26 protein-coding genes and 2 other annotated features are annotated in these 22,466 nt (G+C 36.9%); of the genes, 10 read left to right on the forward strand and 16 right to left on the reverse strand.

Annotation, left to right across the window (positions count from 1 at the left end; genetic code table 11):
- Positions 1-44: 44 nt before the first annotated feature.
- The 9 genes from BAU23_RS20240 to trpE form a co-directional block, all read right to left on the reverse strand.
- On the reverse strand, positions 45-1,544 hold the full coding sequence (locus BAU23_RS20240; protein ID WP_016128953.1) for an L-lactate permease: 1,500 nt from the start codon (positions 1,542-1,544) through the stop codon (positions 45-47).
- 116 nt (positions 1,545-1,660) lie between these two features.
- A complete protein-coding gene (locus BAU23_RS20245) occupies positions 1,661-2,020 on the reverse strand; it encodes a DUF4029 domain-containing protein (RefSeq protein WP_000946162.1) in 360 nt (119 codons plus the stop codon).
- 74 nt (positions 2,021-2,094) lie between these two features.
- On the reverse strand, positions 2,095-2,871 hold the full coding sequence (gene trpA, locus BAU23_RS20250; protein WP_000537843.1) for a tryptophan synthase subunit alpha: 777 nt from the start codon (positions 2,869-2,871) through the stop codon (positions 2,095-2,097).
- 3 nt (positions 2,872-2,874) lie between these two features.
- Positions 2,875-4,068: a tryptophan synthase subunit beta gene (gene trpB / locus BAU23_RS20255; protein ID WP_001105046.1), complete on the reverse strand. Its 1,194-nt coding sequence runs from the start codon at positions 4,066-4,068 to the stop codon at positions 2,875-2,877.
- The gene (locus BAU23_RS20260) at positions 4,065-4,679 is read right to left on the reverse strand and encodes a phosphoribosylanthranilate isomerase (RefSeq protein WP_000865130.1); all 615 of its coding nucleotides are present in this window, start codon (positions 4,677-4,679) and stop codon (positions 4,065-4,067) included. Before BAU23_RS20260 ends, trpB begins: the two co-directional genes overlap by 4 nt.
- Positions 4,676-5,437, reverse strand: coding sequence for an indole-3-glycerol phosphate synthase TrpC (trpC, locus tag BAU23_RS20265; protein WP_016128952.1), 762 nt, complete (start codon positions 5,435-5,437; stop codon positions 4,676-4,678). Before trpC ends, BAU23_RS20260 begins: the two co-directional genes overlap by 4 nt.
- 1 nt (position 5,438) lies before the next feature.
- Entirely contained in the window at positions 5,439-6,464 is a 1,026-nt protein-coding gene (trpD, locus tag BAU23_RS20270; RefSeq protein WP_001089855.1) for an anthranilate phosphoribosyltransferase, read from the reverse strand.
- Positions 6,461-7,048 carry an anthranilate synthase component II gene (locus BAU23_RS20275; protein WP_000636357.1) on the reverse strand — a complete coding sequence of 196 codons (588 nt, stop codon included), beginning with the start codon at positions 7,046-7,048 and terminating at the stop codon, positions 6,461-6,463. Before BAU23_RS20275 ends, trpD begins: the two co-directional genes overlap by 4 nt.
- The gene (gene trpE, locus BAU23_RS20280; RefSeq protein ID WP_071735074.1) at positions 7,045-8,463 is read right to left on the reverse strand and encodes an anthranilate synthase component I; all 1,419 of its coding nucleotides are present in this window, start codon (positions 8,461-8,463) and stop codon (positions 7,045-7,047) included. Before trpE ends, BAU23_RS20275 begins: the two co-directional genes overlap by 4 nt.
- Positions 8,464-8,515: 52 nt before the next feature.
- Positions 8,516-8,760, reverse strand: a binding site (T-box leader).
- 42 nt (positions 8,761-8,802) lie between these two features.
- Positions 8,803-9,041, reverse strand: a binding site (T-box leader).
- Between the two features lie 306 nt (positions 9,042-9,347).
- Here trpE and putP point away from each other — a divergent pair.
- Both putP and BAU23_RS20295 read left to right on the forward strand, forming a co-directional pair.
- Positions 9,348-10,826, forward strand: coding sequence for a sodium/proline symporter PutP (gene putP, locus BAU23_RS20290; RefSeq protein ID WP_000107196.1), 1,479 nt, complete (start codon positions 9,348-9,350; stop codon positions 10,824-10,826).
- Positions 10,827-10,989: 163 nt separating this feature from the next.
- Complete coding sequence (locus BAU23_RS20295) at positions 10,990-11,388, forward strand: Ig-like domain-containing protein (protein ID WP_000878741.1); 399 nt, start codon at positions 10,990-10,992, stop codon at positions 11,386-11,388.
- 24 nt (positions 11,389-11,412) lie between these two features.
- Here BAU23_RS20295 and BAU23_RS20300 read toward each other — a convergent pair whose 3' ends face one another.
- Positions 11,413-11,808, reverse strand: a complete 396-nt coding sequence (locus tag BAU23_RS20300; protein ID WP_000395630.1) for a PH domain-containing protein — start codon at positions 11,806-11,808, stop codon at positions 11,413-11,415.
- An 88-nt stretch (positions 11,809-11,896) separates the two neighbouring features.
- On the opposite strand from BAU23_RS20300, the gene BAU23_RS20305 reads away from it, so the two are divergent.
- Positions 11,897-12,568 (forward strand): DUF4386 domain-containing protein, encoded by a 672-nt coding sequence (locus tag BAU23_RS20305; protein WP_071735075.1) that lies wholly within the window; start codon positions 11,897-11,899, stop codon positions 12,566-12,568.
- On the opposite strand, the gene BAU23_RS20310 is transcribed toward BAU23_RS20305, so the two are convergent.
- Together BAU23_RS20310 and BAU23_RS20315 are read right to left on the reverse strand one after the other, a co-directional pair.
- Complete coding sequence (locus BAU23_RS20310) at positions 12,561-13,133, reverse strand: Crp/Fnr family transcriptional regulator (RefSeq protein ID WP_000651762.1); 573 nt, start codon at positions 13,131-13,133, stop codon at positions 12,561-12,563. The genes BAU23_RS20305 and BAU23_RS20310 overlap by 8 nt on opposite strands.
- A 173-nt stretch (positions 13,134-13,306) precedes the next feature.
- Positions 13,307-14,218 (reverse strand): DMT family transporter, encoded by a 912-nt coding sequence (locus tag BAU23_RS20315; RefSeq protein WP_071735076.1) that lies wholly within the window; start codon positions 14,216-14,218, stop codon positions 13,307-13,309.
- Positions 14,219-14,418: 200 nt separating this feature from the next.
- Here BAU23_RS20315 and BAU23_RS20320 point away from each other — a divergent pair, with 200 nt between their 5' ends.
- The 6 genes from BAU23_RS20320 (at position 14,419) to exsF (ending at position 19,637) form a co-directional block, all read left to right on the forward strand.
- Positions 14,419-15,150 (forward strand): alpha/beta hydrolase, encoded by a 732-nt coding sequence (locus tag BAU23_RS20320; RefSeq protein ID WP_071735077.1) that lies wholly within the window; start codon positions 14,419-14,421, stop codon positions 15,148-15,150.
- A gap of 93 nt (positions 15,151-15,243) precedes the next feature.
- Entirely contained in the window at positions 15,244-15,762 is a 519-nt protein-coding gene (locus BAU23_RS20325; RefSeq protein WP_000765866.1) for a YjcG family protein, read from the forward strand.
- Between the two features lies 1 nt (position 15,763).
- Entirely contained in the window at positions 15,764-16,186 is a 423-nt protein-coding gene (locus BAU23_RS20330) for a GNAT family N-acetyltransferase (RefSeq protein ID WP_000543289.1), read from the forward strand.
- 100 nt (positions 16,187-16,286) lie between these two features.
- Entirely contained in the window at positions 16,287-18,353 is a 2,067-nt protein-coding gene (locus tag BAU23_RS20335; protein ID WP_000191184.1) for an ATP-dependent helicase, read from the forward strand.
- Between the two features lie 142 nt (positions 18,354-18,495).
- A complete protein-coding gene (gene cotY / locus BAU23_RS20340) occupies positions 18,496-18,966 on the forward strand; it encodes a spore coat protein CotY (protein ID WP_001277705.1) in 471 nt (156 codons plus the stop codon).
- Positions 18,967-19,133: 167 nt separating this feature from the next.
- Positions 19,134-19,637, forward strand: a complete 504-nt coding sequence (exsF, locus tag BAU23_RS20345; protein WP_000492945.1) for an exosporium protein ExsF — start codon at positions 19,134-19,136, stop codon at positions 19,635-19,637.
- Between the two features lie 76 nt (positions 19,638-19,713).
- Here the strand turns inward: exsF and BAU23_RS20350 are convergent, their stop codons facing one another.
- Together BAU23_RS20350 and BAU23_RS20355 are read right to left on the reverse strand one after the other, a co-directional pair.
- Positions 19,714-19,899: a hypothetical protein gene (locus BAU23_RS20350; protein WP_033656535.1), complete on the reverse strand. Its 186-nt coding sequence runs from the start codon at positions 19,897-19,899 to the stop codon at positions 19,714-19,716.
- Positions 19,900-20,000: 101 nt separating this feature from the next.
- Positions 20,001-20,360 (reverse strand): DUF1360 domain-containing protein, encoded by a 360-nt coding sequence (locus BAU23_RS20355; protein WP_000899658.1) that lies wholly within the window; start codon positions 20,358-20,360, stop codon positions 20,001-20,003.
- Between the two features lie 124 nt (positions 20,361-20,484).
- On the opposite strand from BAU23_RS20355, the gene exsY reads away from it, so the two are divergent.
- Positions 20,485-20,949, forward strand: a complete 465-nt coding sequence (exsY, locus tag BAU23_RS20360; protein ID WP_002094687.1) for an exosporium assembly protein ExsY — start codon at positions 20,485-20,487, stop codon at positions 20,947-20,949.
- Positions 20,950-20,997: 48 nt separating this feature from the next.
- Here the strand turns inward: exsY and BAU23_RS20365 are convergent, their stop codons facing one another.
- The gene (locus BAU23_RS20365; protein ID WP_002074917.1) at positions 20,998-21,516 is read right to left on the reverse strand and encodes a spore coat CotO family protein; all 519 of its coding nucleotides are present in this window, start codon (positions 21,514-21,516) and stop codon (positions 20,998-21,000) included.
- Between the two features lie 146 nt (positions 21,517-21,662).
- The gene (gene fabI, locus BAU23_RS20370) at positions 21,663-22,433 is read right to left on the reverse strand and encodes an enoyl-ACP reductase FabI (RefSeq protein WP_000421885.1); all 771 of its coding nucleotides are present in this window, start codon (positions 22,431-22,433) and stop codon (positions 21,663-21,665) included.
- Positions 22,434-22,466: the final 33 nt, after the last annotated feature.

Genomic DNA, 22,466 nt, shown 5'->3' on the forward strand with positions numbered 1-22,466 from the left:
CATTATCCAGTCATAAAGAAAATCCTCCTATGTTAGGAGGATTTTTAATTTCTCAATATATACCAAAAAACAACTTCCACTACTACAAGCAACACCGCACCAAAAATCATTAGTGTCGTCTTCTTTAATAGTTCATTTTCACGATACGGGATATTACATAAATAAGCACCAAGCGTAATCCGTGATGGGCAAGCGATTGTCGCTACTGATGATGCGGTATTTTGAAGTGTTGTGACGTATTGCCACGGAAGTGCTACGTTTTGCGCTGTTTGCATTTGCAGTTTTATAAACATTGCATTTGACCCTGCGTTACTACCAGTTAAAAAGCCGCCGATTCCGCCAATGAACGGAGCAACGAAAATGAAAAACGTACCAAATGTTTCACCAGCTGTTTCTGCGAGTAATGAATGCATACCAGATGCCCCCATTAGTTCTGAAATTGCAATGAACATTGTCGTTGTAATAGCGAAAGGAATCCATTGTTTTATCGTTTGCGAGAGTGATTGTTTCATAATATTAGATGGAATGCGGAAGAAAATAATTGTAAACAAACAAGTCATGGCGAGCCAAAATCCTGGCGAATATAGTAGTTCTAGTCTGTAAGAGTATGATTTTAAATCGAGAACCGCATATGACCTGAGCAAATCATGTAATGCTGGAACGAGGCGAGATAATAAAATACAAACTGTTAAAAATATATAAGGGCTAATAATTTTTATAATGGATACTTCCCTCTCCGTAGCCGCCGCATGTTCTGTTAAAAGGTTTTGTTCATTTTTCCCTTTTAATTTTATGATAAGAAAACCAAATGTAATGGTAACGATAGAACTTAATATCCCTGCTAGTTCAACACTTACGTATGCGTTAGAAAGATAGATTCCGAGAGAGAATAATAGAAAGAAACCGAATCCTTCCTTCCACTTTTCTATAACTGCCTGAAAGCCACCGACAACGTATAAAGAAAGGAAGATAAAGTATGCAAAAATCGGGATGCTTAATAATGCTGTATTTGTGCCAAGAGTTGTGAGCGGCATGTTAATAAGCTGCGAACCGATAATCGTACCTGTTGCCATCGCGCCCCATGAACTTGCAAGTAGACCGATAAACGAAAGTAGTACAGCTTGAAACGGTTTATAGCCTAACGAAAGAAAGATTGGCGCTGCAACCATAAAACCAATTCCGAACCCACTCACTGATTCAATAAGTGGACAAATACCAAAACACATTAGAAGCATTTGTAATAAGCGATCGTGTGTGACTTGTTCTAGAAATCGTGCTACTTGATCGATGTATCCCATTTTGTTCATGAGGTGAAATAAAAAAATACCGAAAAACAAAACGTATCCGACAATAAAACAAATCAACCAACCTTTAATCGTAGCGTGTACAGTTTCACTTATCCCTAATTGAAACGTTGGCGAGAGTAAAACGATTCCGACAGAAACGGCATAAGAGATTAATGAGGCTCTTAATGACGTTTGTTTAAACAAAAACAAACAAATGAAAATCATCATAATCGGGATAAGTGCCAACAATATGGCCATACTATCATCTCTTTTCATTAAAAATACAATTTTTAACTATTATATAACAGCTGTCATATTTTTCAATTGTTTTTACAACAGATTCAAAAAAGGAGCCGTTTGGCTCCTTTTTTGAATCACTCCCATTTTCTTTTATCCTGAAAAACCGTCTGTTGTCCGATTATTTTTTCTAGCACAACAAACACAATATAAGCACATATTACTTGCAATACAATATTTCCAAATTTCATTAATTCAAATGAATAAATCCCCCGAAATAACTCGTTTAATAACACAATCGAAACGATACTAAATAATTCTATACTAATCGAAAATATACATACTTCTAAAATAGATTGCTCTTGTATTCGATTTAATTGGGAAAAGATGAATACATATCCTAAAAACAGAGCCACCAACTCTATTTTCGTCATGCTAATGAGCCAAGCGTATAATGGTACAGTTAAAAGAAGATATAATAGTTTACGTCTTAGCATGCCTTCTCACCCTCTAAGTTATAAGTATTTTCTGTATATTTTAACATTTATTACGCAAAACAAAAAGAAGAGACTTATGCCTCTTCTTTTTGTTTTACTGCCTGTATTAACTCACGTATTTCCTCTAGCTTTTCATTTTCTAAAAGCTCAATAACTTTACTTCCAACGACAACACCGTCGCATATTGTAATCATTTCTTCTACATGTTCCTTCGTTGAAATACCGAACCCTGCCACTACCGGTAAATGCGTATGTGATTTTACTTTTTCTAAATAACTATGAATCTCATCTTTAAAGTTTTGACGTACTCCCGTTACACCTGCTACTGTAACAGCGTAGACAAATCCCTCTGATTCACTCGTAATTTTTTCAATTCGCTCAATTGGGCTCGTAACGGTAACGAGTGGAATTAAAGCTATATTCGCCTCACGAAGAAGTGGTATAATAATTTCTTGTTCTTCATACGGTAAGTCTGGAACGATTATGCCATCCACACCCGCTTCAAGGCAGTTCTCGATGAATCGTTCTTTCCCAAATGCAAGTACTGGATTTAAATATGTCATGAGTACAAATGGAATTTGAACTTCTTGCCTCACCTCTATTAATGCTTGAAAAATACCTTTTAATGTTACACCGCTATCTAATGCTCGTTTCCCTGCCCTTTGAATAGTTGGCCCGTCTGCGACTGGATCTGAAAATGGGATACCGATTTCAATGATGCTTGCTCCTGCTTCATCAAGAAAACGGATTCTTTCTTTTAACTTTTCAAGTCCACCATCTCCGCCCATTACGTACGGAATAAATGCTTTCTTACCATTTTTAAACGCTGCTTTAATTTTTTCTACTCCCATTTTTTACACCTCTTCCATATAACGTTTTATACTCTCTACATCTTTATCACCGCGGCCGGATAAACAAATGACAAGCCCCTCGTCTTGCTTCATTTGCGGCGCTAGTTTTAAAGCGTATGCAACAGCATGTGAACTTTCTAATGCCGGGATAATCCCTTCTTTTTTCGTTAATAATTGAAATGCTTCTAACGCTTCTTCGTCCGTAATTGAGTGGTAAGAAACACGGCCGATGTCTTTTAGCAAGCTATGTTCTGGCCCCACACCCGGGTAATCGAGTCCTGCTGAAATAGAATGAGCTTCTTGAATTTGTCCTTCTTCATTTTGCAGAAGGTACATCATCGATCCGTGTAAAACACCGACGCTTCCTTTCGTTAAAGTTGCTGCGTGCTTTTCTGTATGAACACCTTTCCCAGCTGCTTCTACGCCGTAAAGGGCAACTTCTTCATCGTGTACGAACGGATAAAACATTCCCATTGCATTACTACCACCACCAATACAAGCAACGACCGCTTCTGGTAATTTCCCTTCTAATGCTTCATATTGTTTTTTCGTTTCTTTCCCAATTACACTTTGGAAATCACGGACAATTTGCGGGAACGGATGCGGTCCAAGAACTGATCCCATAATGTAGTGCGTATCATGCACGTGTGAAACCCAGTAACGAAGCGCCTCGTTTACCGCATCTTTTAACGTGCCGCTACCTGCCGCTACGCTTTCTACCTTTGCTCCAAGTAATTCCATTCGGAACACGTTTAATTTTTGACGTCTCACATCTTCTTCTCCCATGAAGATCACGCATTCTAATCCGAGTAGGGCACATACAGTAGCTGTTGCAACTCCGTGTTGTCCTGCTCCTGTTTCAGCGACAACTTTTTTCTTACCCATTCGTACGGCAAGAAGTGCCTGACCGATTGTATTGTTAATTTTATGTGCGCCTGTATGATTCAAATCTTCACGTTTCAAATAAATTTTTGCACCGCCGCAATACTTCGTCATATTTTCAGCGAAATAAAGCGGTGTTTCTCTGCCAACATACGTTTGTAAATAATGATTTAATTCCTTTTGAAACTCTTCATCTTGCATCGCTTCTTTATATGCTTCTTCTAACTCTAATACGGATTGCATTAACGTTTCTGGAACGTATCGCCCCCCGTATATACCGTAGTGACCTTTTTCATCTGGATATGCGTAGTTCATTTGGAACACTCCTTCGCTTTTTTAATAAATTGTTTTATTTTCTTTAGATCTTTCTTTCCTTCTGTCTCTACTCCGCTACTCACATCGACCATATATGGCTGAACGGTTTGAATGGCTTCTTCTATATTAATGGTGTTTAATCCGCCAGCTAGTATCGTTTTCTCTCGCGACTCTTTTGGCATATGTGCAAGTAACTTCCATGAAAATTTCTTTCCATTTCCTCCATGAAACTTTTCTTTCGGACTATCAAACAATATATAATCCACTTCGTATGTTTGAGCGTTTTTCATATCGTCCTCCGAAGTCACTCCGAGCGCCTTTATAGACGGAATATTCAATCTTCTAATTTGATGATTGTCTTCATCCCCATGTAGTTGCACATGTGTTAACCCACACTCATCTGCAATTTTCTGGATCACTTCTACTGATTCATTTACGAAAACACCGACCTTTAACACGTTTGCTGGAAGCTCCTGAATGATTTCTTTCGCTAGCCCTGGGGTGATTTTCCGCTTACTTTCTGCAAAAACAAATCCAATTGCATCTGCTCCGTATTCGCAAGCATGTTTTGCTGTTTCAACATCAGTGATGCCGCAAATTTTCACTTTCATATGTTCACCTTACAGTCTTCGAAAAAGTTACTTATAGAAGATGATGTCATAAGTGCTTCTCCAACTAATACACCTTTTGCTCCAGCTCGTTTGACGCGAATAATATCTTCCTTTGAATGAATCCCGCTCTCACTAATCCAAAGTAATTTCTCCTCATTTAATCGTTTCCCAAGCTTTTCTGTTTGGCTTAAATCCACTTCAAACGTTTTTAAATTACGGTTGTTAATTCCGATAACGTGCGGATTTAATCGGATTGCAATTTCTAATTCCTGTTCATCATGAACTTCAACAATCGCTTCTAATCCTTTTTCTAGTACGTAGTTATAAAGCTCGTTTAATTTCTCTTTTGACAATGCTGCAACGATTAATAAAATAAGATCGGCTCCTGCTTCATACGCTCTATCAATTTGGATTTTATCGATTATAAAATCTTTACATAAAAGCGGAATGTTACTTTCTGCTCTTGCCGTTTGTAAGTCGTGAAACGATCCTTTAAAAAATTGACCGTCTGTTAAAACCGAAACTGCTCCAGCACCGCATTCTTCATATGTTTTCACTTGTTTTGGCACATCAACGTGTAAATTAATATAGCCTTTTGATGGAGACGCTCGCTTTACCTCTGCGATTACAGTAAACTGCTCTAAAGCTTTTACAAGTGAGTGTGTTTTTCTTTTTTCTTTCACTGGTGAATATGTTTCATATAACTCCGCAACTTCTACTTTCTTTTGCGCTACAATTTTGTCTAAAATCGTCCCCATTTTAATTCACCCTTTCTAATTTTTCATGGCTTGCTGCAATTAATAAGTTTAGTTTGGCTAATGCTTTTCCAGAGTCAATGCTATGTGCCGCTAGTGTAATTCCTTCTTCAATCGTTTCTGCTCTTCCATTTGCAAAAAGGGCTAGACCTGCATTTAATAAAACAGTATCGCGATAGACACTCTTTTCTCCGCTTAATACTCCGAGCGTAATCTTTGCATTTTCTTTCGAATTCCCACCTCTGATTTCTTCATTTTTCACTCTTGAAAAACCATATTTTTCAGGCTCAATACTCATTTCGATTATTTCATTGTCTTTTAAAATAGCGACGCAGTTTTCTCCTTGTAATGATGCTTCATCTAAAAAGCCACTTCCGTTTACGACAAGCGCTTGTTTTCTTCCTAGTTTCTGTAATACTTGCGCAACTGGTAGTAACATATCTCGTTTATAAATGCCGACAAATTGTGTTTCTAAGTTAACAGGATTCGTTAAAGGGCCAATTAAGTTAAAGATCGTCGGAACGTTTAATTCTTTTCTTATTTTCATAATGCGTCTTAATGCTGGATGCATCGCTGGTGCGAATAAGAAGGCAATCCCTACATTTTCTAATAAGTAGTCAATTTCACCTGGCGTACAACTAATGTTTACACCGAGTTCTTCTAATAAATCAGCACTTCCTGTTTTACTAGAAACAGCGCGGTTTCCATGTTTCGCAACCTTTACACCAGCTCCGGCAAGTACAAATGCCGATGTTGTACTAATATTGAATGTTTGCGCACCGTCACCACCCGTTCCGCAATTGTCCATCGCGCCTTTTATATGATTTGAAAACGGTAATGCCTTTTCGCGAAGAGCACGAACGAGACCGTATATTTCTTCTGCTGTTTCGCCTTTCGCTTTCAGCAATACTAAGAAAGCTGCAACTTCACTTTCCAATATGTTGTCACTTAATAAAAGAAGTCCTGCTTCATACATTTCTTCTTCTGTTAAATGTTGTCCCTCTACTAATTTTCGAAGATAACTGTTCATACTCTCTCCTCCTCTTTCACTTCTGCTAAAAAGGCACGTATTAATTTTCCGCCTTCTTCTGTTGCAATTGATTCTGGGTGAAACTGTAATCCGAAGAGCGGATAATAGTTGTGACGAACTGCCATGATTTCTCCGTCATCCATCGCTGTCGCAAGTATGTCAAAACAATGCGGCAAACCATTTTGCGCTGCGACAAGTGAATGGTAACGCATTGCCGTTAGCGGCTGCGTAACGTACGAAAATATTGACGTTCCGTTATGTTTCACACGTGATGTTTTTCCGTGTTTAATGCGCTCTGCTCTAACAATTTCTCCTCCAAATGCGGATATGATTGCTTGATGGCCAAGGCAAATTCCTAAGATAGGAACGTTCTTATAAAAGTGACGAATAACATCGATACAAATTCCAGCATCTTCTGGTTTCCCTGGTCCTGGTGAGAGCACAATTCCTTTCGGCTTCATCTCCTCTAATTGTTCAATTGTTATTTGATCATTTCTTACGACGACGATGTTTTCTTCGTACTCGCCTAATAGTTGATACAAGTTATATGTGAAGGAATCATAGTTATCAATCAGTACAATCATTTCATAACCTCCAAAAGCGCTCTCGCTTTATTTAACGTTTCTTCATATTCAGCAACCGGGTCTGAATCGTAGACGATACCCGCTCCTGCCTGAACGTACGCTTTCTCGTCTTTTACAACCATCGTTCGAATTGCTAGCGCCATATCAAGATTTCCTGAGAATGAAATATATCCAACAGCTCCGGCATATACATTTCTTTTCTCATGCTCTAACGTATTAATAATTTCCATCGCCCTTATTTTCGGAGCACCTGATACTGTACCAGCTGGTAAACAATACGCTAATGCATCAAATCCACTCATTTGTTTTCGCAATGTTCCGTAAACTTCAGATACAATGTGCATAACGTGAGAGTATTTTTCTACTTTCATATATTTGTCTATCGTCACAGAGCCAATTTCACTTACTCTGCCAATATCGTTTCGTCCAAGGTCCACAAGCATCATATGTTCTGCTCGCTCTTTCTCATTTCCTAACAGTTCTTTTTCGATTTCCTCATCTTCCTGCTTCGTTTTCCCTCTCGGCCTCGTACCCGCAATTGGGTTTGTCATCACCTTATCGTCTCTTACTGATAGTAAACTTTCTGGCGAAGAACCGAGAACGACGTAACCTTGAAAATCGATATAGAACATATATGGTGATGGATTTGCAATTCGAAGTTTCCGGTATAATGCAAATGGATCTCCAATACATTCACTTTGCAAACGCTGGGATAATACAACTTGGAAAATATCTCCGGCCCGAATGTATTCTTTCGCTGTTTCTACCATTTCGCAAAACTCTTTTTCCGTTATGGAAGAAGTAAATGATAACGATGATATTACTTCACTCACCTTCTCTTCTTCACCGTTTAACACATCCTCTTTGTACCTTTGCAATCTTTCGTATACTTCTTCATAAGAAGCTGACTCTTCTTGCCCGCATACATATACAAACGACAACTTTTGGCGTAAATGATCGTAAACGATAAACTCACGATACAGTAGTACGTGTACTTCTGGAATATTTAATGGGTCATGTAAGTCTACTCCTATATTTTCATACTGCCGAATTACGTCATAGCCGATATATCCAATCGCTCCTCCGCAAAACGGAAATGGACTCTCTACTTGTTCTGGTGCGATTACCTCTTCTAATACTTGCAATACGTTACCTTGCAATTTTTCTGTTTGCCCATACATCGTTCGTTCTACTTCTATACCGACGCTTTTCACTTCTCCATAAGGATTACACCCTAAGTAAGAATAGCGCCCTTTATCTTGATGAAGCTGTGAACTTTCTAGTAAAAACTTTTTCTTACCCTTCATACGTCTATATAAAGAAATTGGCGTAATGCTATCTCCTTCTTCTTCAGCGATTACTAAAAATGTTTTTCCTTGTTCTTTTTGCTTCATAAATTCCTCTTTTGTCATCATGCCTTTCACCTCACTCTGAAAAATAAAAAAAGTCCCCTACATATCGAAATATGTAGAGGACGATAAATTTACCGTGGTACCACCTCATGTTGGACGCAAAAGCATCCCGCTTTATTCAGGTACAAAATATATACCTTATCCTTGTAACGGCGGAACCCGGGTTGCCTACTGAAAACAATTGTTCAGCATACCTCTCGTAAGCCCATTCCGTATATGGCACCGTACCGGGCTCCCACCTGCTCCCGGCTCTCTGTAACGTCTCCAATATACGTACTCTTCTTACTTAAACGATTTCATTTATTTAATTTTTTATACACAAAAAGGGAGTACTCATCCTATAGAAAGGACGGGTACTCCCGTGGTGCCACCTTAATTCGTTACGAATGTAACGCACTTTGCCGTATCAAAAAATAATACGTGTCTCTTATATCGATGAGATCATGTCGCCAAAGCCTACTTCTTTCGTTTCGGTTTGGAAGCTCCGAAGCCCATTCCACATCAATTCCATACTGATTCGCACCAACCATCAGCTCTCTGACATGTTCATCATGTGTACTCTTCTTCATCAACGCTTGCATTTTTTTAAGTTGCACTCATTATATTCCTCTCTTTTCTAATAAGTCAATACTTTTTCCGAAAAAAATATTTTTTCTTCATTCAATATTATATTGACAAAACAACCTGTTTTTATGTAAATATAATAAATACTCTATTAAAATTACGGTTTTTTGTCAGAAAATCATATATTACAAAAGCGAAACATCGTCAAAAAACGCTTACATTTCAGAAAATTCGTATTTCTGAATGGATTTTTCTGAATAATCATGATAGATTATAAATATGCATAACGCATCAAAAGACAAGACAAAAGGAAGGGGAACTACATGAGTACGCAGATGTTAACTTTAACTTCTATCTCTATTTACATGCTCGGGATGTTAGTAATCGGCTATTTCGCCTACAAACGAACGTCCAACTTAACAGATTATATGCTTGGCGGGCGTACACTAGGCCCCGCAGTAACAGCATTAAGTGCTGGAGCATCAGATATGAGCGGTTGGCTTTTAATGGGCTTACCCGGTGCAATGTTTAGCGTTGGATTAAGTAGTAGTTGGATTGCATTCGGCCTAACATTAGGCGCATACGCAAACTGGCTATATGTCGCTCCTCGCTTACGTACCTACTCTGAAATTGCAAACAACTCTATTACTATTCCAGAATTTTTGGAACACCGTTTCCATGACAAATCTCACATGCTACGCTTAGTATCCGGACTTGTTATTATGATTTTCTTTACTTTTTATGTAGCTTCAGGATTAGTTTCAGGCGCTGTATTATTTGAAAATTCATTTGGTATGAACTATCATTTTGGATTATTCATTGTAGCAGGCGTTGTTGTAGCTTACACATTATTTGGTGGTTTCTTAGCAGTAAGTTGGACAGACTTCGTGCAGGGAATCATTATGGTTGTTGCTCTTATTCTTGTTCCTATCGTAACAATTATGAATTCACACGGACTTGGACCTGCATTTGATACAATTCGATCGGTAGATCCAACACGTTTAGATATTTTTAAAGGTGCCTCTACTTTAGGAATGATTTCTTTATTCGCATGGGGCCTTGGTTATGTTGGACAACCTCATATTATCGTACGCTTTATGGCAATTTCGTCTGTAAAAGAAATTAAAAGCGCACGAAGAATTGGTATGAGCTGGATGATTTTCTCTGTTGTCGGAGCTATGTTTACTGGTCTTATTGGTATTGCTTACTATTCACAACAAGAGTTGACATTATCTAACCCAGAAACAATTTTCCTTGAACTAGGAAAAATTTTATTCCACCCACTTATTACTGGATTTTTATTAGCAGCTATTTTAGCAGCGATTATGAGTACAATCTCATCTCAGCTTCTTGTTACCTCTAGTGCTATAACAGAAGATTTATATCGTACATTCTTTAAACGCTCTGCTTCTGATAAAGAGCTTGTATTTGTCGGTCGTATGGCTGTACTTGTTATCGCCTTAGTTGGGTGTGCATTAGCGTTTAAACAAAATGATACGATTTTAGCTCTTGTTGGATACGCTTGGGCTGGATTTGGTTCTTCATTCGGACCTGCTATTTTATTAAGCTTATATTGGAAACGCATGACAAAATGGGGCGCGCTTGCTGGTATGATTTCAGGTGCTGCTACAGTAATTATTTGGACTCAATTCAAATTCTTAAAAGATTTCTTATATGAAATGATTCCTGGTTTCGCTATTAGTTTAATAGTAATCATAATTGTTAGTTTACTAACTAAACCTTCAAAAGACGTTGAAGAGCAATTTGAGAATTTCGAAAAACAACATAGTCATAATCTATAAAAAGAAAGCTCTGCTGTTATCATAACAGCAGAGCTTTCCTTTTATTAAAGTTCGACAATCTTCTTCTCAAATTTAACAAATTCTTTATGTTTCGTTAAATTTAACATAACACTACTCATTTATAGTATTAGTATCAGCACTTATACAGAAAGGGGACTCCAACATGTTAGCAGCTTTCCAGCGACAACATATAAGAAAATTTTCACCTATCACAAATACTTCTACTTCTTGTTTAAACATACAACCTAATCCACCCAAAATTTCTATTGCTCCTTCTGTTATTTCAGTCATCGGTGTTCATATGGAAAAAAATAAGTTGAAAGTGAGAACTGGACAAAGCACTGAGTTATCAGCTTCCGTTTTGCCAGTGCAAGCAACGAATAAAGAACTTATTTGGACAAATATGAATGCTGATGTCATCACAATGTATCCAAAAGGTGATACGGTAACGATTACTGGAAAAAGTGCAGGAAGAGCAGTCGTAATTGTTACAACTGCTGAGGGAAAATTTCGTGACCTATGCGTCATTCATGTACAACCTTATATGACAAATCCAAAGTAAAAGAGTGGCTTCATAGCCGCTCTTTTACTTTATTTCAATATGCTTATTTTTACTTTTTGCGAGTTGGATAAATTGTTCCTTATCTTTTGGAGAAATAATTTCTGTTTTATATAAATCATAAACGATTTCAATTCGATCAAATGATAATGCATGAGCTGCTATTGGGTTTTTCGTATTTGAAATTTGTTTTATATCTCGTATAAATATGCGCTTTTTAACGAGACCTGATCTAATAGTAATCTCTTCTTCCCCTACAATATATTTTGTTGAAAACCAACTCCAACTAAACAGTATCGCTAATGGAATTGTAAAAAATAAAAGAAAGTAGTCTCTCCCTGCAAATATTGGAGCAAAACAGGCGCCTAAAACAATGAAAAAGATTGGATATAACCATGCATCTTTTTTTGATGGAAATTCCATTGCGCTCTCTCCTCTCTTGATTTAAGTCAATGAATCATCCTCCTTCTCTTATTAAAATGAAAGTAATATTGAAATAGGAGGACGACATATGAATGAACGAAAGTTTGCCTTATTTGCAGGCACTTCTCTTCTTATCATGGCATTCACTGCATTTTTTTCTTACGGTTTTGTTCACGGAAATCTCGTTGTACCAAGTAATGCGAGCACAACACTCCATAATATTCAAACTTCAAGTTCACTTTTCAAAGCAGAAATTTTCGGATGGATTATCATTTTTATTACGGATATTATCGCCTCATGGGCTCTTTATTTCTTTCTAAAGCCTATCCATGCTAGCCTCTCATTACTAGCTACCTGTCTTCGTCTTATGTATACAGCTATACTTGGGATTTCTATATTCAATTTAACATTTGTATTACTTCTTTCAAAAAGTACAGTTGCTAATTCAGAAACATATACAATGTTATTTCTAGAAGCTTTTGAATACATTTGGTCTGTAGGGTTAATCATTTTCGGCTTACATCTTTTCGTTTTAGGATATGTAACTTTTCTATCTAAACAAATACCGAAATTTATTAGTGTATTACTATTCATCGCTGCTATCGGTTATATCGTAATTCACGTCATGAATACAATGTTTTCACAATATGATGCGATGATTTCCATTCTTAACGTTGTCTTTCAATTACCGATGATCGCAGGTGAACTAGGATTTAGTATATGGCTATTGATTAGAGGTGGAAGAAACTCTACTATTTGAGTCGTTTCTTAATTCTACTTAATGATTCTGGCGTAATACCTAGATAACTTGCCAATTGATATTGAGGAACACGATTGATTAAATGAGGTCGTTTTTGTAATAATGATTTGTAGCGCTCTTCTGGTGTCGATGCAATAAATAATGTAAGTTCTTCTTGTACCTCACCAAAATTGTATTCTATCATTTGACGCGTCATTTCTTCTAACTGTGAATATTTCTTATACATGTCCTTTTCACAATACAGGTCGCCAACTACAACTAGGCAGTCTTCTAGACACGTTAATGTATGTGGGGATGATTTATCTTGTTTATGATGGTTGAAATTCGCGATTGCTTGTTCTTCTGTATAAAAATTTGATGTAACCTCTTTCCCTGTTTCATCTATACAATGTTGCCTCACGCATCCTTTTAATACAAAGTAACATTTAGACGGAACATCTCCTTGTCTTAGGAGTACTGTTCCTTTTTTATATTCTGCAATTTGTAATTCTTCCACGATTATACGCTGCTGCTCTTCACTTAATGTTGTATGCTTTGTCATGTATTTCATTAAAATATCTTTCATTTGGTCTCCCCTTCTATATTTGTATGAGAAGCGTATGATGTAACTCCGCTATATATTATCTTTTTCATGCTATATGGCGGGAATTCCCCCTATTAATCTGTTTTCTTTTCTGCATGGAACAAAAAAAGAGAAGTTACCAATAACTTCTCTTTTCGTATATTAGAATAGGCTCGTTATAATTCCTGTGTATAAGCCGGTTCGTTCACTACATTTTTTGCTGTTCGTTTTTGTTGCTGTAGTAAGAAAACAGATACACCAAACAATACGAGCATGCTGCCGATAATTTGCATTGCATTTAATTTTTCCCCAAGTAAGAAGAACGCTAGTATAGATGCCCCAACTGGTTCTCCTAAAATACTCATTGAAATTGTTGTTGCATTTACGTAGTTTAATAGCCAGTTATTAATGACATGTGACACTGTCGGCACAATCGCAAGTAAAAGAAAAATAGTCCAGTCCCACTTCGTATAACCTGTAAAAGGTACTTGCAGCACGATATTATAAATCCCCATAAAAATACCTGCGAATGTAAAAACTGTAAAGCTATAAATCCAGTGTGATACTTTCTTTACTGTCGTTTGTCCGATAAATAAATAACCGACAACCGCTATTACACTTAAAAAGGATAATATATCTCCATAAATTGCTTGTTTACTTAAACCTAAATCTCCCCAACCAATACACATTACACCTAATATAGCGATACCCATCGTCGCAATGGCTGAATAGGTTGTTCTTTCTTTAAATAAGAAAAAACCTCCAATTAAAGATACGATCGGTTGAAGTGCTAAAATAATCGTCGAACTAGCAACTGTTGTATGCTTTAAAGATTCAAACCATAAAAGAAAATGAAGCGCTAAAAAGAATCCAGATCCAATTAAAAATCCCCAATCTTTTATTTGAATCTTATGGAACTCTTCCCGCTTTTTCCAAACGATTGGCAACATAATAAGTACGATAATCCATAATCGGTACATACTTAAAATAGAAGATGGTGCTGAGGACATCTTTACAAAAACTGCTGCGAATGAAATTGCTATAATAGAAATTGCTAATGGTAGCGCGATTGATTTTTCTTGTTTCAAACCCTGTCTCCCCTCTCACCTGTAAAAAATCCCACTTCATTATATCCGTTTTCTTTCATAACTTAAATACTAATTTTTTAGATTCTTCGTACCATTATGGTAAAATAGAAATTGAGGCACCTATTAGTGAATATTTCTTTCCTTTTCACTACAAGCGTCGCTCTTACAATCACAGTAAATTTTTATTTAGGGGGATATACATGAATCAAACAATAGGGAGAATTGAAGAAATTTCATTTTTTAGTACATCACTTCAAGAGGAACTTACACTTCTTGTTTATTTACCAGTAAATTACACACCTCTCCATAAGCATACGGTTGTTATTGCACAAGATGGTAGAGATTATTTTCAGCTTGGTAAAGCGCACCGTGTAATTGAGCGTCTTCGTGAAACTGAAGAAATCGACCGCACAATTATTGTCGGTATTCCATATAAAAATGTACACGATCGTAAAGAAAAATATTTCCCGAATGATATAAAGAATGCTGCTTACATTCGTTTCCTTGCTCACGAGCTTGCTCCATATATTGATGAAAATTATCCAACGTATCAAATGGGTAAAGGACGCGTTTTAATTGGAGATTCTCTTGGCGGTACAGTTTCTTTCATGACTGCACTTATGTATCCGCATACATTCGGTAAAGTCGTTATGCAATCACCATTTGTTGATGAAACAGTTATGAACTTAGCAAAAGACTTCAAAGATCCACAGGCGTTAGAACTTTATCACGTCATTGGGACAGAAGAAACAGCTGTAAAGCGCACAGACGGACAAGTATCTGATTTCGTAGGACCAAATCGCGAGTTAAATAAACTTCTTACAAATAGAAATTTCATCACGCATTATGAAGAGTTTGAAGGGAATCACACTTGGAAGTATTGGCAAGCTGATTTACCGAAAGCTTTCTCTCATATTCTATCAATGAAATAATAGAGAGCAGTATTCAGAATAATTTGATATAATAGATAAAGAGATTTATTTTTCTCAAAATCTAACTAGACTTACAAAGGGAGGAATTGGAACATGAAATTAGGCATTGTAATTTTTCCATCAAAAATGATTCAAGATAAAGCGAACGGATTGCGTAAACGTTATGATCCGCACTACGCATTAGTTCCGCCACATATTACATTGAAAACACCCTTTGAGACGCAAGATGATCAACTAGAATCGATTGTAAACGAGTTACATACAATCGCAAGTAAAACGAACCCTTTCACCCTTCATGTTGGAAAAGTCGGTTCATTCGCACCTGTTAATAATGTCCTTTATTTTAAAGTAGAAAAAACACCTGAACTAACTTTCTTAAATGAAGAAATGCATAATGGTTTCTTTACACAAGAGCGTGAATACTCTTTCGTACCTCATTTAACAATCGGTCAAGACTTATCAGATGCAGAGCATGCTGATGTATTAGGTCGATTACGTATGAAAGATTTCTATTATGAACAACCAATCGATCGTTTCCACCTTCTATACCAATTAGAAAATGGAACGTGGACTGTACATGAAACATTCCACCTTGGAAAGGAGAACAACTAATTTGCACGCACAAATCGTACAAACGGACGAACAACTAAGAGATGCATTCTCTGTACGTAAGCAAGTATTTGTGAATGAGCAACGTGTTTCTGCAGAAGAAGAGTATGATGAGTTTGAAGAAATTTCAACACACGTTGTTATATATGATAATGATGTTCCAGTTGGTGCTGGTCGCTTCCGCATCGTTGATGGAGTTGGAAAGATGGAACGCATTTGCGTACTAGCTTCCCATCGCAAAAAAGGCATTGGCAAAATCATTATGGATGCACTTGAAGCATATGCGAAGGAAGAATCGCTACCAAAATTGAAACTTCATGCTCAAACGCATGCTGAAGATTTCTATAAAAAACTTGGGTATGTTACAAGTTCTGATGTATTTATGGAAGCCGATATCCCGCACGTCGTAATGATAAAAGAATTATAAATTTGTAGCAGGAGGTAGCCCCCTCCTGTTTTTTACATTGCTATTTTCTTTTTCTTCCGCTAAAGTTAAATGTTGATGCTATAGTTTTGAAGGTGAATATATGACACAAGAAAAATTTTCACAAAAATCGTTAACACACGCTGATATTCCGCGTGCGACATATCATATTCCGAAAACATCTACCCATTTAATTATGGAAGAAGATGCAGATGCGGCGTATTTCCGCGCTCTCGAACAGCAAAATGTTTTTCTAAACGAAAAACAATTAGAAGCTGTGCGAACGACAGAAGGTCCTGTTCTTACATTGGCTGGTGCCGGAAGCGGAAAAACATCTGTTTTAACAACCCGCGTTGGTTATTTAGTAAATGTAAAACAAGTTCATCCACGGAATATTTTATTGCTTACATTTACACAAAAAGCAGCTGAAGAAATTCGAAGCCGTGTAGCGAATTTACCTGGTATGAATCATGCCGCAAGTAGCTATGTCGTTGCTGGTACATTCCACTCTGTCTTTTTAAAATTGCTTCGTAGTCAAGGATATAATCAGCAAATTTTAGCAAATGAAAAACATAAACAAATTATGATAAAGAAAATTTTGAAAGAATTACGCTTAAAAGACGCTTATGATGCCGAAACGATACTCGCTATGATTTCACTTGAGAAAAACAAATTGAATCGTCCGAAAGATGTAAAAGCGAAAACACCGGTTGAACAAGAGTTCAAAGAAGTATACGAACGTTTCGAAGAGGTAAAACAAAGATACAATTATATCGATTTTGACGACATCTTATTAGAAATGTATTATCTGTTAGAAAATAACGCTCCCTTGCTTACTCAATTACAAGAGCGTTTTCATTACATTGAAGTAGATGAGTTTCAAGATACGTCATATGCACAATATGAAATTGTAAAATTGTTAGCCACGCCAAGAAATAATTTATTTATCGCAGGTGATGATGATCAAGCTATCTATGGCTGGCGAGGAGCAAGTCACCAAATTATTTTATCTTTCCCAAAGGAATTTGATAATACAACGATTATCGCGCTTAATACGAATTATCGATCCAATCCATTTATCGTTGGACTTGGAAATGAAGTTATCAAACTAAATCAAGAGCGTTTTGATAAAGAGCTATATTCTGTTCGTGAAGAGGGTGTACAACCATTTTACGCACGACCAGCTACAACTCTTGATGAAGCAAATCAAATTTTACAGCTCATTCAAGAAAAAGTAGATAGTGGTGAACGAAACTATAAAGATTTTTGTTTACTGTATCGCACACATTCTGTAAGCCGTTCGTTACTTGATCAGCTTACAATTCATAAAATCCCGTTTATTAAACACGGTGCGAGTCAATCATTTTACGAGCACTCTTTAATTAGACCTGTATTAGATCATTTACGACTCGTGATTGAACCGTTTCGTCTAGAATCTCTTTCTAACATATTGCCAACTATGTATATCGGCCGAGATGAGTGCATTTCCTTTATCGAACGTGAACAATGGAAATATGGTGAGGGCCGTTTCCCTTCTCTTCTTCATTTCTTATTATTAAATCCGAGCTTGAAACCTTTTCAAGTAAAAAAGGTAAATGAGCGCATTGATTTTATTAAATTTATAAAAGAATTAGAACCGAAAAAAGCATTAAAAGAAATTATTCATGGTAAAGGAAAATATTTAGAGTACTTACAAAGTAACGATCGTTCTTCCTTTACGATGCATAAAGACATACAAGAAGAAATGTTAGAAGAATTAATGGAGTCTGCAACTCGTTTCACCGATATTCCAGCTTATTTACAATTTATTAATGAAGCAATTCAAGGTCAAAAAGAAATGGAAGCATTAAAAACAATGCCGCAAAAAGATGCCGTATCACTTATGTCAATTCATAACGCGAAAGGCCTTGAGTTTCCATGCGTCTTTTTACTCGGAGCAAGCGATGGTATACTGCCACATACTTCTTCTTTAAAAGATGCCAATGACCGTGTGACGGAGACTTCTGAAGCATTAGAAGAAGAACGACGATTACTCTATGTCGCAATTACGCGTGCCAAAGAAGAACTTTACATTTCCTCCCCGCAATTTTTCAGAGGAAAGAAACTAGATATATCTCGTTTTTTATATACTGCGCGAAAAGATTTACCTGAAAAGACACCTATTAAATAAGGGTGTCTTTTTGCATATCACGTTATGTACATCCCCTCTATATAAATTCCCTGTTTCTATCCTGAGAATTAACGTAATATCAATCATATCCCGTTCATATTGTAATAGTGTATGTCAGAACTCACGATAAGGAGTGAACATAATGAGCTGCAATTGTAATGAAGATCATCATCACCATGATTGTGATTTCAACTGTGTATCTAATGTCGTTCGTTTTATACATGAACTACAAGAATGTGCAACTACAACATGCGGATCTGGTTGCGAAGTCCCATTTTTAGGAGCACATAACACTGCATCAGTAGCGAATACACGTCCTTTTATTTTATACACAAAAGCCGGAACACCTTTTGAAGCATTTGCACCATCTGCAAGCCTCACTAGCTGCCAATCTCCAATTTTCCGTGTAGAGAGTATAGATGATGATGACTGTGCTGTATTGCGGGTATTGACTGTAGTATTAGGTGATGGTTCTTCTGTACCACCTGGTGACGATCCAGTGTGTACATTTTTAGCTGTACCAAATGCAAGATTAGTATCAACCTCCTCTTGTATTACTGTTGATTTAAGTTGCTTCTGCGCTATTCAATGCTTACGCGATGTTTCTATATAAAACTGAATACTAATTTAAGCATGGATTGGGTGGCAGATGATTCTGCCACCCAATCCATGCTTAAAAGGTATTATTATGTATTTTTTATAAAATTGGGAACTTGTCTAGAACATAGAACCTGTCCTTTTCATTAACTGAAAGTAGAAACAGACAAAGGAGTGAAAAACATGTTCTCTTCTGATTGCGAATTTACTAAAATTGATTGTGAAGCGAAACCAGCTAGTACACTACCTGCCTTCGGTTTTGCTTTCAACGCTTCTGCACCTCAGTTTGCTTCACTATTCACACCATTACTATTACCTAGCGTAAGTCCAAACCCCAATATTACTGTTCCTGTAATAAATAATACAGTAAGTGTCGGAGATGGTATTCGAATTCAAGTAGCTGGTATTTATCAAGTCAGTTATACATTAACAATTAGTCTTGATAACGTTCCTACCGCACCAGAAGCTGGTCGTTTCTTCTTATCATTAAATACACCAGCTAACATTATTCCTGGATCAGGTACAGCGGTTCGTTCTAACGTTATTGGTACTGGTGAAGTAGACGTATCCAGTGGTGTTATTCTTATTAACTTAAACCCTGGTGACTTAATTCAAATTGTACCAGTTGAACTGCTTGGAACTGTAGACATCCGTGCTGCAGCATTAACAGTTGCACAAATTAGCTAGTAAAAAGCGGTATTTCTCCTTTGAAATACCGCTTTTTATATGTATAATAAAAAACACTCACAGTAACATGAGTGTTTCATTCTTCATATTGTTTTATTATGTTCTTCTTTTTCCCGCAATTACATCCCTTTTTCTTCACAAACCCCTGTTGTTGCAATTGTTCTTGATATGCCTGTTGTTGCAATTGGTGTTGTTGCTGTATATGATACCACTGCTGTAGGTCATATGAATTTTGCCTTGGATTATTGCTCACAGCAAACATCTCCTCTACTGTCAATTCTGTCTATTTACTATATGAACAACTCTTTATTTCCGTTCCCTCATTCTTTTAAACTCCGCTTTTTCTCGTATTATGAAAATATATTATTCTCCCATAAAATATCCTGTAATGGTTTCAATGATCGCCGCTGCACCTGCAATGGCTAATAATGCTAGTACAGGCTCTGCAACAATAGGAATCCATTTATATAAAACTAATAAAAAAGCACTAACCCACACACCTGTACACCAATAGCAGCTTAATAATTCTCCAATCCACTTTCTTAATCCTTTCCCTTTCACCTTTGTAAAAGTCGATACACTTCCATCAGGCTCTGTAATCTCTAACTCATCAATAAACGGTCTTCGCAAAAAAGCTGTAATTTTATCATAAACAATAAGACGAGTTAACCTAAATGCAGCTAGCGCAAAAATAAAAAATAAAAGCCAGCTTGTAAATAACATAATTCCACCTTCCTTATCCTCTTTAGCCTATTTAAAAAAAAAGGTCTTAAGATTGTGACCAAATCTCCCCCACTCCAATATCTTATTAATGTAAATACAAACAAGAAGATAAGGAGTGACATTAATGAGTTGTAACGAAAATAAACACCATAGCTCTTCTCACTGCGTAGTTGACGTTGTAAAATTCATCAATGAACTACAAGATTGCTCTAGTTCAACATGTGGTTCTGGTTGTGAAATTCCATTTTTAGGGGCACACAATAGTGCAGCAGTAGCAAATACACGCCCTTTTATTTTATACACAAAAGCTGGAACGCCATTTGAAGCATTTGCACCATCTTCAAGCCTTACTAACTGCCAATCTCCAATTTTTCGTGTAGAAAGCGTAGATGACGATAGCTGTGCTGTCCTACGTGTGTTAACTGTAGTATTAGGTGATGGGTCTCCTGTACCACCTGGCGACGATCCAATTTGTACGTTTTTAGCTGTACCAAATGCAAGATTAATCTCGACATCTACTTGCATTACTGTTGATTTAAGCTGCTTCTGTGCTATTCAGTGCTTACGCGACGTTTCTATAGTTAAGTAAACTAAAAAACTATTGGGGTGGTAGAAGCTTTCTACCACCTTTACATATTTAAAAGCCGGCCATATCAATCGATTTGATGTCTTCTATAGATAATCGAATATCTCTCATACTATTTGGTGGCATAATGGATACAATGCCATTACGGTAAGATATAATCGATCCTATATATGAGACGGTCGTCGTTCTTATTCTACATCTTACTTTTGGAATGTAATGAGGACGATTTAATAAAAAATGAATTTTTTCTTCATTATTCATATCCTTAAAGGATTTATTGTAAGGGACCGTTCTCACTTGCTCTTCCTCTACTTTTTCTTCCACCTCCACTTGAGGCTCCTCTCGTGGTTCTTGTTTCTCTTGTTCTACCACTTCTTCCACAGCACTACTTACAATATTTTCATTTCTATTACTTTTCTCATTTTGACCCTCATTTTCAAAGTTTGTTAAGATAATTCTTTTTATTTTCGGTGTAGCAAGTTCTAAATTTACTTGCGCAATATATAACAACGGTTTTCCAACTGTTGAACTTTTATTTTTATTCTTCACACTCGTCCCTCCCACTTCCATACGTAGCTGAATAAATCGTGTACTATTATAGTTATATTCATAACGTGGCAAGAACTTTCGTTAAAAATCGTTCTTTCTGAGAACAATAAAAAGGACAGTCTCAACGTTTAGAGACTGTCCTTTAAAAATTATAATTACTATTCTATTTACCCTAGGATATGATATCCTGAATCAACGTGAATGTTTTCTCCTGTTACGCCGCGTGCTAAATCACTGAATAAGAACACTGCTGTATCGCCAACTTCTTCTGGAGTTGTTGTACGACGAAGTGGTGCGCGCTCCTCAATTTCTCTTAAGATTGAATTAAAGTCGCCTACACCTTTCGCGGATAACGTACGAATTGGTCCTGCAGAAATAGCGTTAACGCGAATGCCATGTTGGCCTAAATCGTTCGCTAAATATTTCACGCTCGCTTCTAATGAAGCTTTCGCAACACCCATAACGTTATAGTTTTTCACAACGCGCTCTCCGCCAAGGTATGTTAAAGTTAAAATATTTCCGCCCTCTGTCATTACTTTCTTCGCTTCTCTTGCTACAGCTGTTAAAGAGAATGCACTAATATTTTGTGCAAGTAAAAATCCATCGCGAGAAGTATCTACAAATTCGCCTTTTAAATCGTCACGATTTGCAAAAGCAATACAGTGTGCAACACCGTGAATTGTGCCAACTTCTTGCTTAATCGTTTCAAAGCAAGCTGTTAGTTCTTCATCATTCGTTACATCACAAGGTAATACAAGCGATTCTTGTCCTTCTAATGTGTCCGCTAATTCACGAACGTTTCTTTCTAAACGTTCTCCTGCATATGTGAAGATTAATTTTGCACCTGCATTATGCAAAGAGCGAGCAATTCCCCATGCAATACTTCTTTGGTTCGCAACGCCCATAACAACAAATGTTTTCCCTTGTAATAGTTCCATGATATATCCTCCCAGAAATACTTATACTTGTTA

This window comes from Bacillus nitratireducens (assembly GCF_001884135.1).
Classification (GTDB): domain Bacteria; phylum Bacillota; class Bacilli; order Bacillales; family Bacillaceae_G; genus Bacillus_A; species Bacillus_A nitratireducens.

Bases quoted from the DNA above. Each gene is read 5' to 3' on its own strand.
- BAU23_RS20240 (WP_016128953.1), bottom strand. From the start codon at position 1,544: ATGGCCATATTGTTGGCACTTATCCCGATTATGATGATTTTCATTTGT.
- BAU23_RS20245 (WP_000946162.1), bottom strand. From the start codon at position 2,020: ATGCTAAGACGTAAACTATTATATCTTCTTTTAACTGTACCATTATAC.
- trpA (WP_000537843.1), bottom strand. From the start codon at position 2,871: ATGGGAGTAGAAAAAATTAAAGCAGCGTTTAAAAATGGTAAGAAAGCA.
- trpB (WP_001105046.1), bottom strand. From the start codon at position 4,068: ATGAACTACGCATATCCAGATGAAAAAGGTCACTACGGTATATACGGG.
- BAU23_RS20260 (WP_000865130.1), bottom strand. From the start codon at position 4,679: ATGAAAGTGAAAATTTGCGGCATCACTGATGTTGAAACAGCAAAACAT.
- trpC (WP_016128952.1), bottom strand. From the start codon at position 5,437: ATGGGGACGATTTTAGACAAAATTGTAGCGCAAAAGAAAGTAGAAGTT.
- trpD (WP_001089855.1), bottom strand. From the start codon at position 6,464: ATGAACAGTTATCTTCGAAAATTAGTAGAGGGACAACATTTAACAGAA.
- BAU23_RS20275 (WP_000636357.1), bottom strand. From the start codon at position 7,048: ATGATTGTACTGATTGATAACTATGATTCCTTCACATATAACTTGTAT.
- trpE (WP_071735074.1), bottom strand. From the start codon at position 8,463: ATGATGACAAAAGAGGAATTTATGAAGCAAAAAGAACAAGGAAAAACA.
- putP (WP_000107196.1), top strand. From the start codon at position 9,348: ATGAGTACGCAGATGTTAACTTTAACTTCTATCTCTATTTACATGCTC.
- BAU23_RS20295 (WP_000878741.1), top strand. From the start codon at position 10,990: ATGTTAGCAGCTTTCCAGCGACAACATATAAGAAAATTTTCACCTATC.
- BAU23_RS20300 (WP_000395630.1), bottom strand. From the start codon at position 11,808: ATGGAATTTCCATCAAAAAAAGATGCATGGTTATATCCAATCTTTTTC.
- BAU23_RS20305 (WP_071735075.1), top strand. From the start codon at position 11,897: ATGAATGAACGAAAGTTTGCCTTATTTGCAGGCACTTCTCTTCTTATC.
- BAU23_RS20310 (WP_000651762.1), bottom strand. From the start codon at position 13,133: ATGAAAGATATTTTAATGAAATACATGACAAAGCATACAACATTAAGT.
- BAU23_RS20320 (WP_071735077.1), top strand. From the start codon at position 14,419: ATGAATCAAACAATAGGGAGAATTGAAGAAATTTCATTTTTTAGTACA.
- BAU23_RS20325 (WP_000765866.1), top strand. From the start codon at position 15,244: ATGAAATTAGGCATTGTAATTTTTCCATCAAAAATGATTCAAGATAAA.
- BAU23_RS20335 (WP_000191184.1), top strand. From the start codon at position 16,287: ATGACACAAGAAAAATTTTCACAAAAATCGTTAACACACGCTGATATT.
- cotY (WP_001277705.1), top strand. From the start codon at position 18,496: ATGAGCTGCAATTGTAATGAAGATCATCATCACCATGATTGTGATTTC.
- exsF (WP_000492945.1), top strand. From the start codon at position 19,134: ATGTTCTCTTCTGATTGCGAATTTACTAAAATTGATTGTGAAGCGAAA.
- BAU23_RS20350 (WP_033656535.1), bottom strand. From the start codon at position 19,899: ATGTTTGCTGTGAGCAATAATCCAAGGCAAAATTCATATGACCTACAG.
- BAU23_RS20355 (WP_000899658.1), bottom strand. From the start codon at position 20,360: ATGTTATTTACAAGCTGGCTTTTATTTTTTATTTTTGCGCTAGCTGCA.
- exsY (WP_002094687.1), top strand. From the start codon at position 20,485: ATGAGTTGTAACGAAAATAAACACCATAGCTCTTCTCACTGCGTAGTT.
- BAU23_RS20365 (WP_002074917.1), bottom strand. From the start codon at position 21,516: ATGGAAGTGGGAGGGACGAGTGTGAAGAATAAAAATAAAAGTTCAACA.
- fabI (WP_000421885.1), bottom strand. From the start codon at position 22,433: ATGGAACTATTACAAGGGAAAACATTTGTTGTTATGGGCGTTGCGAAC.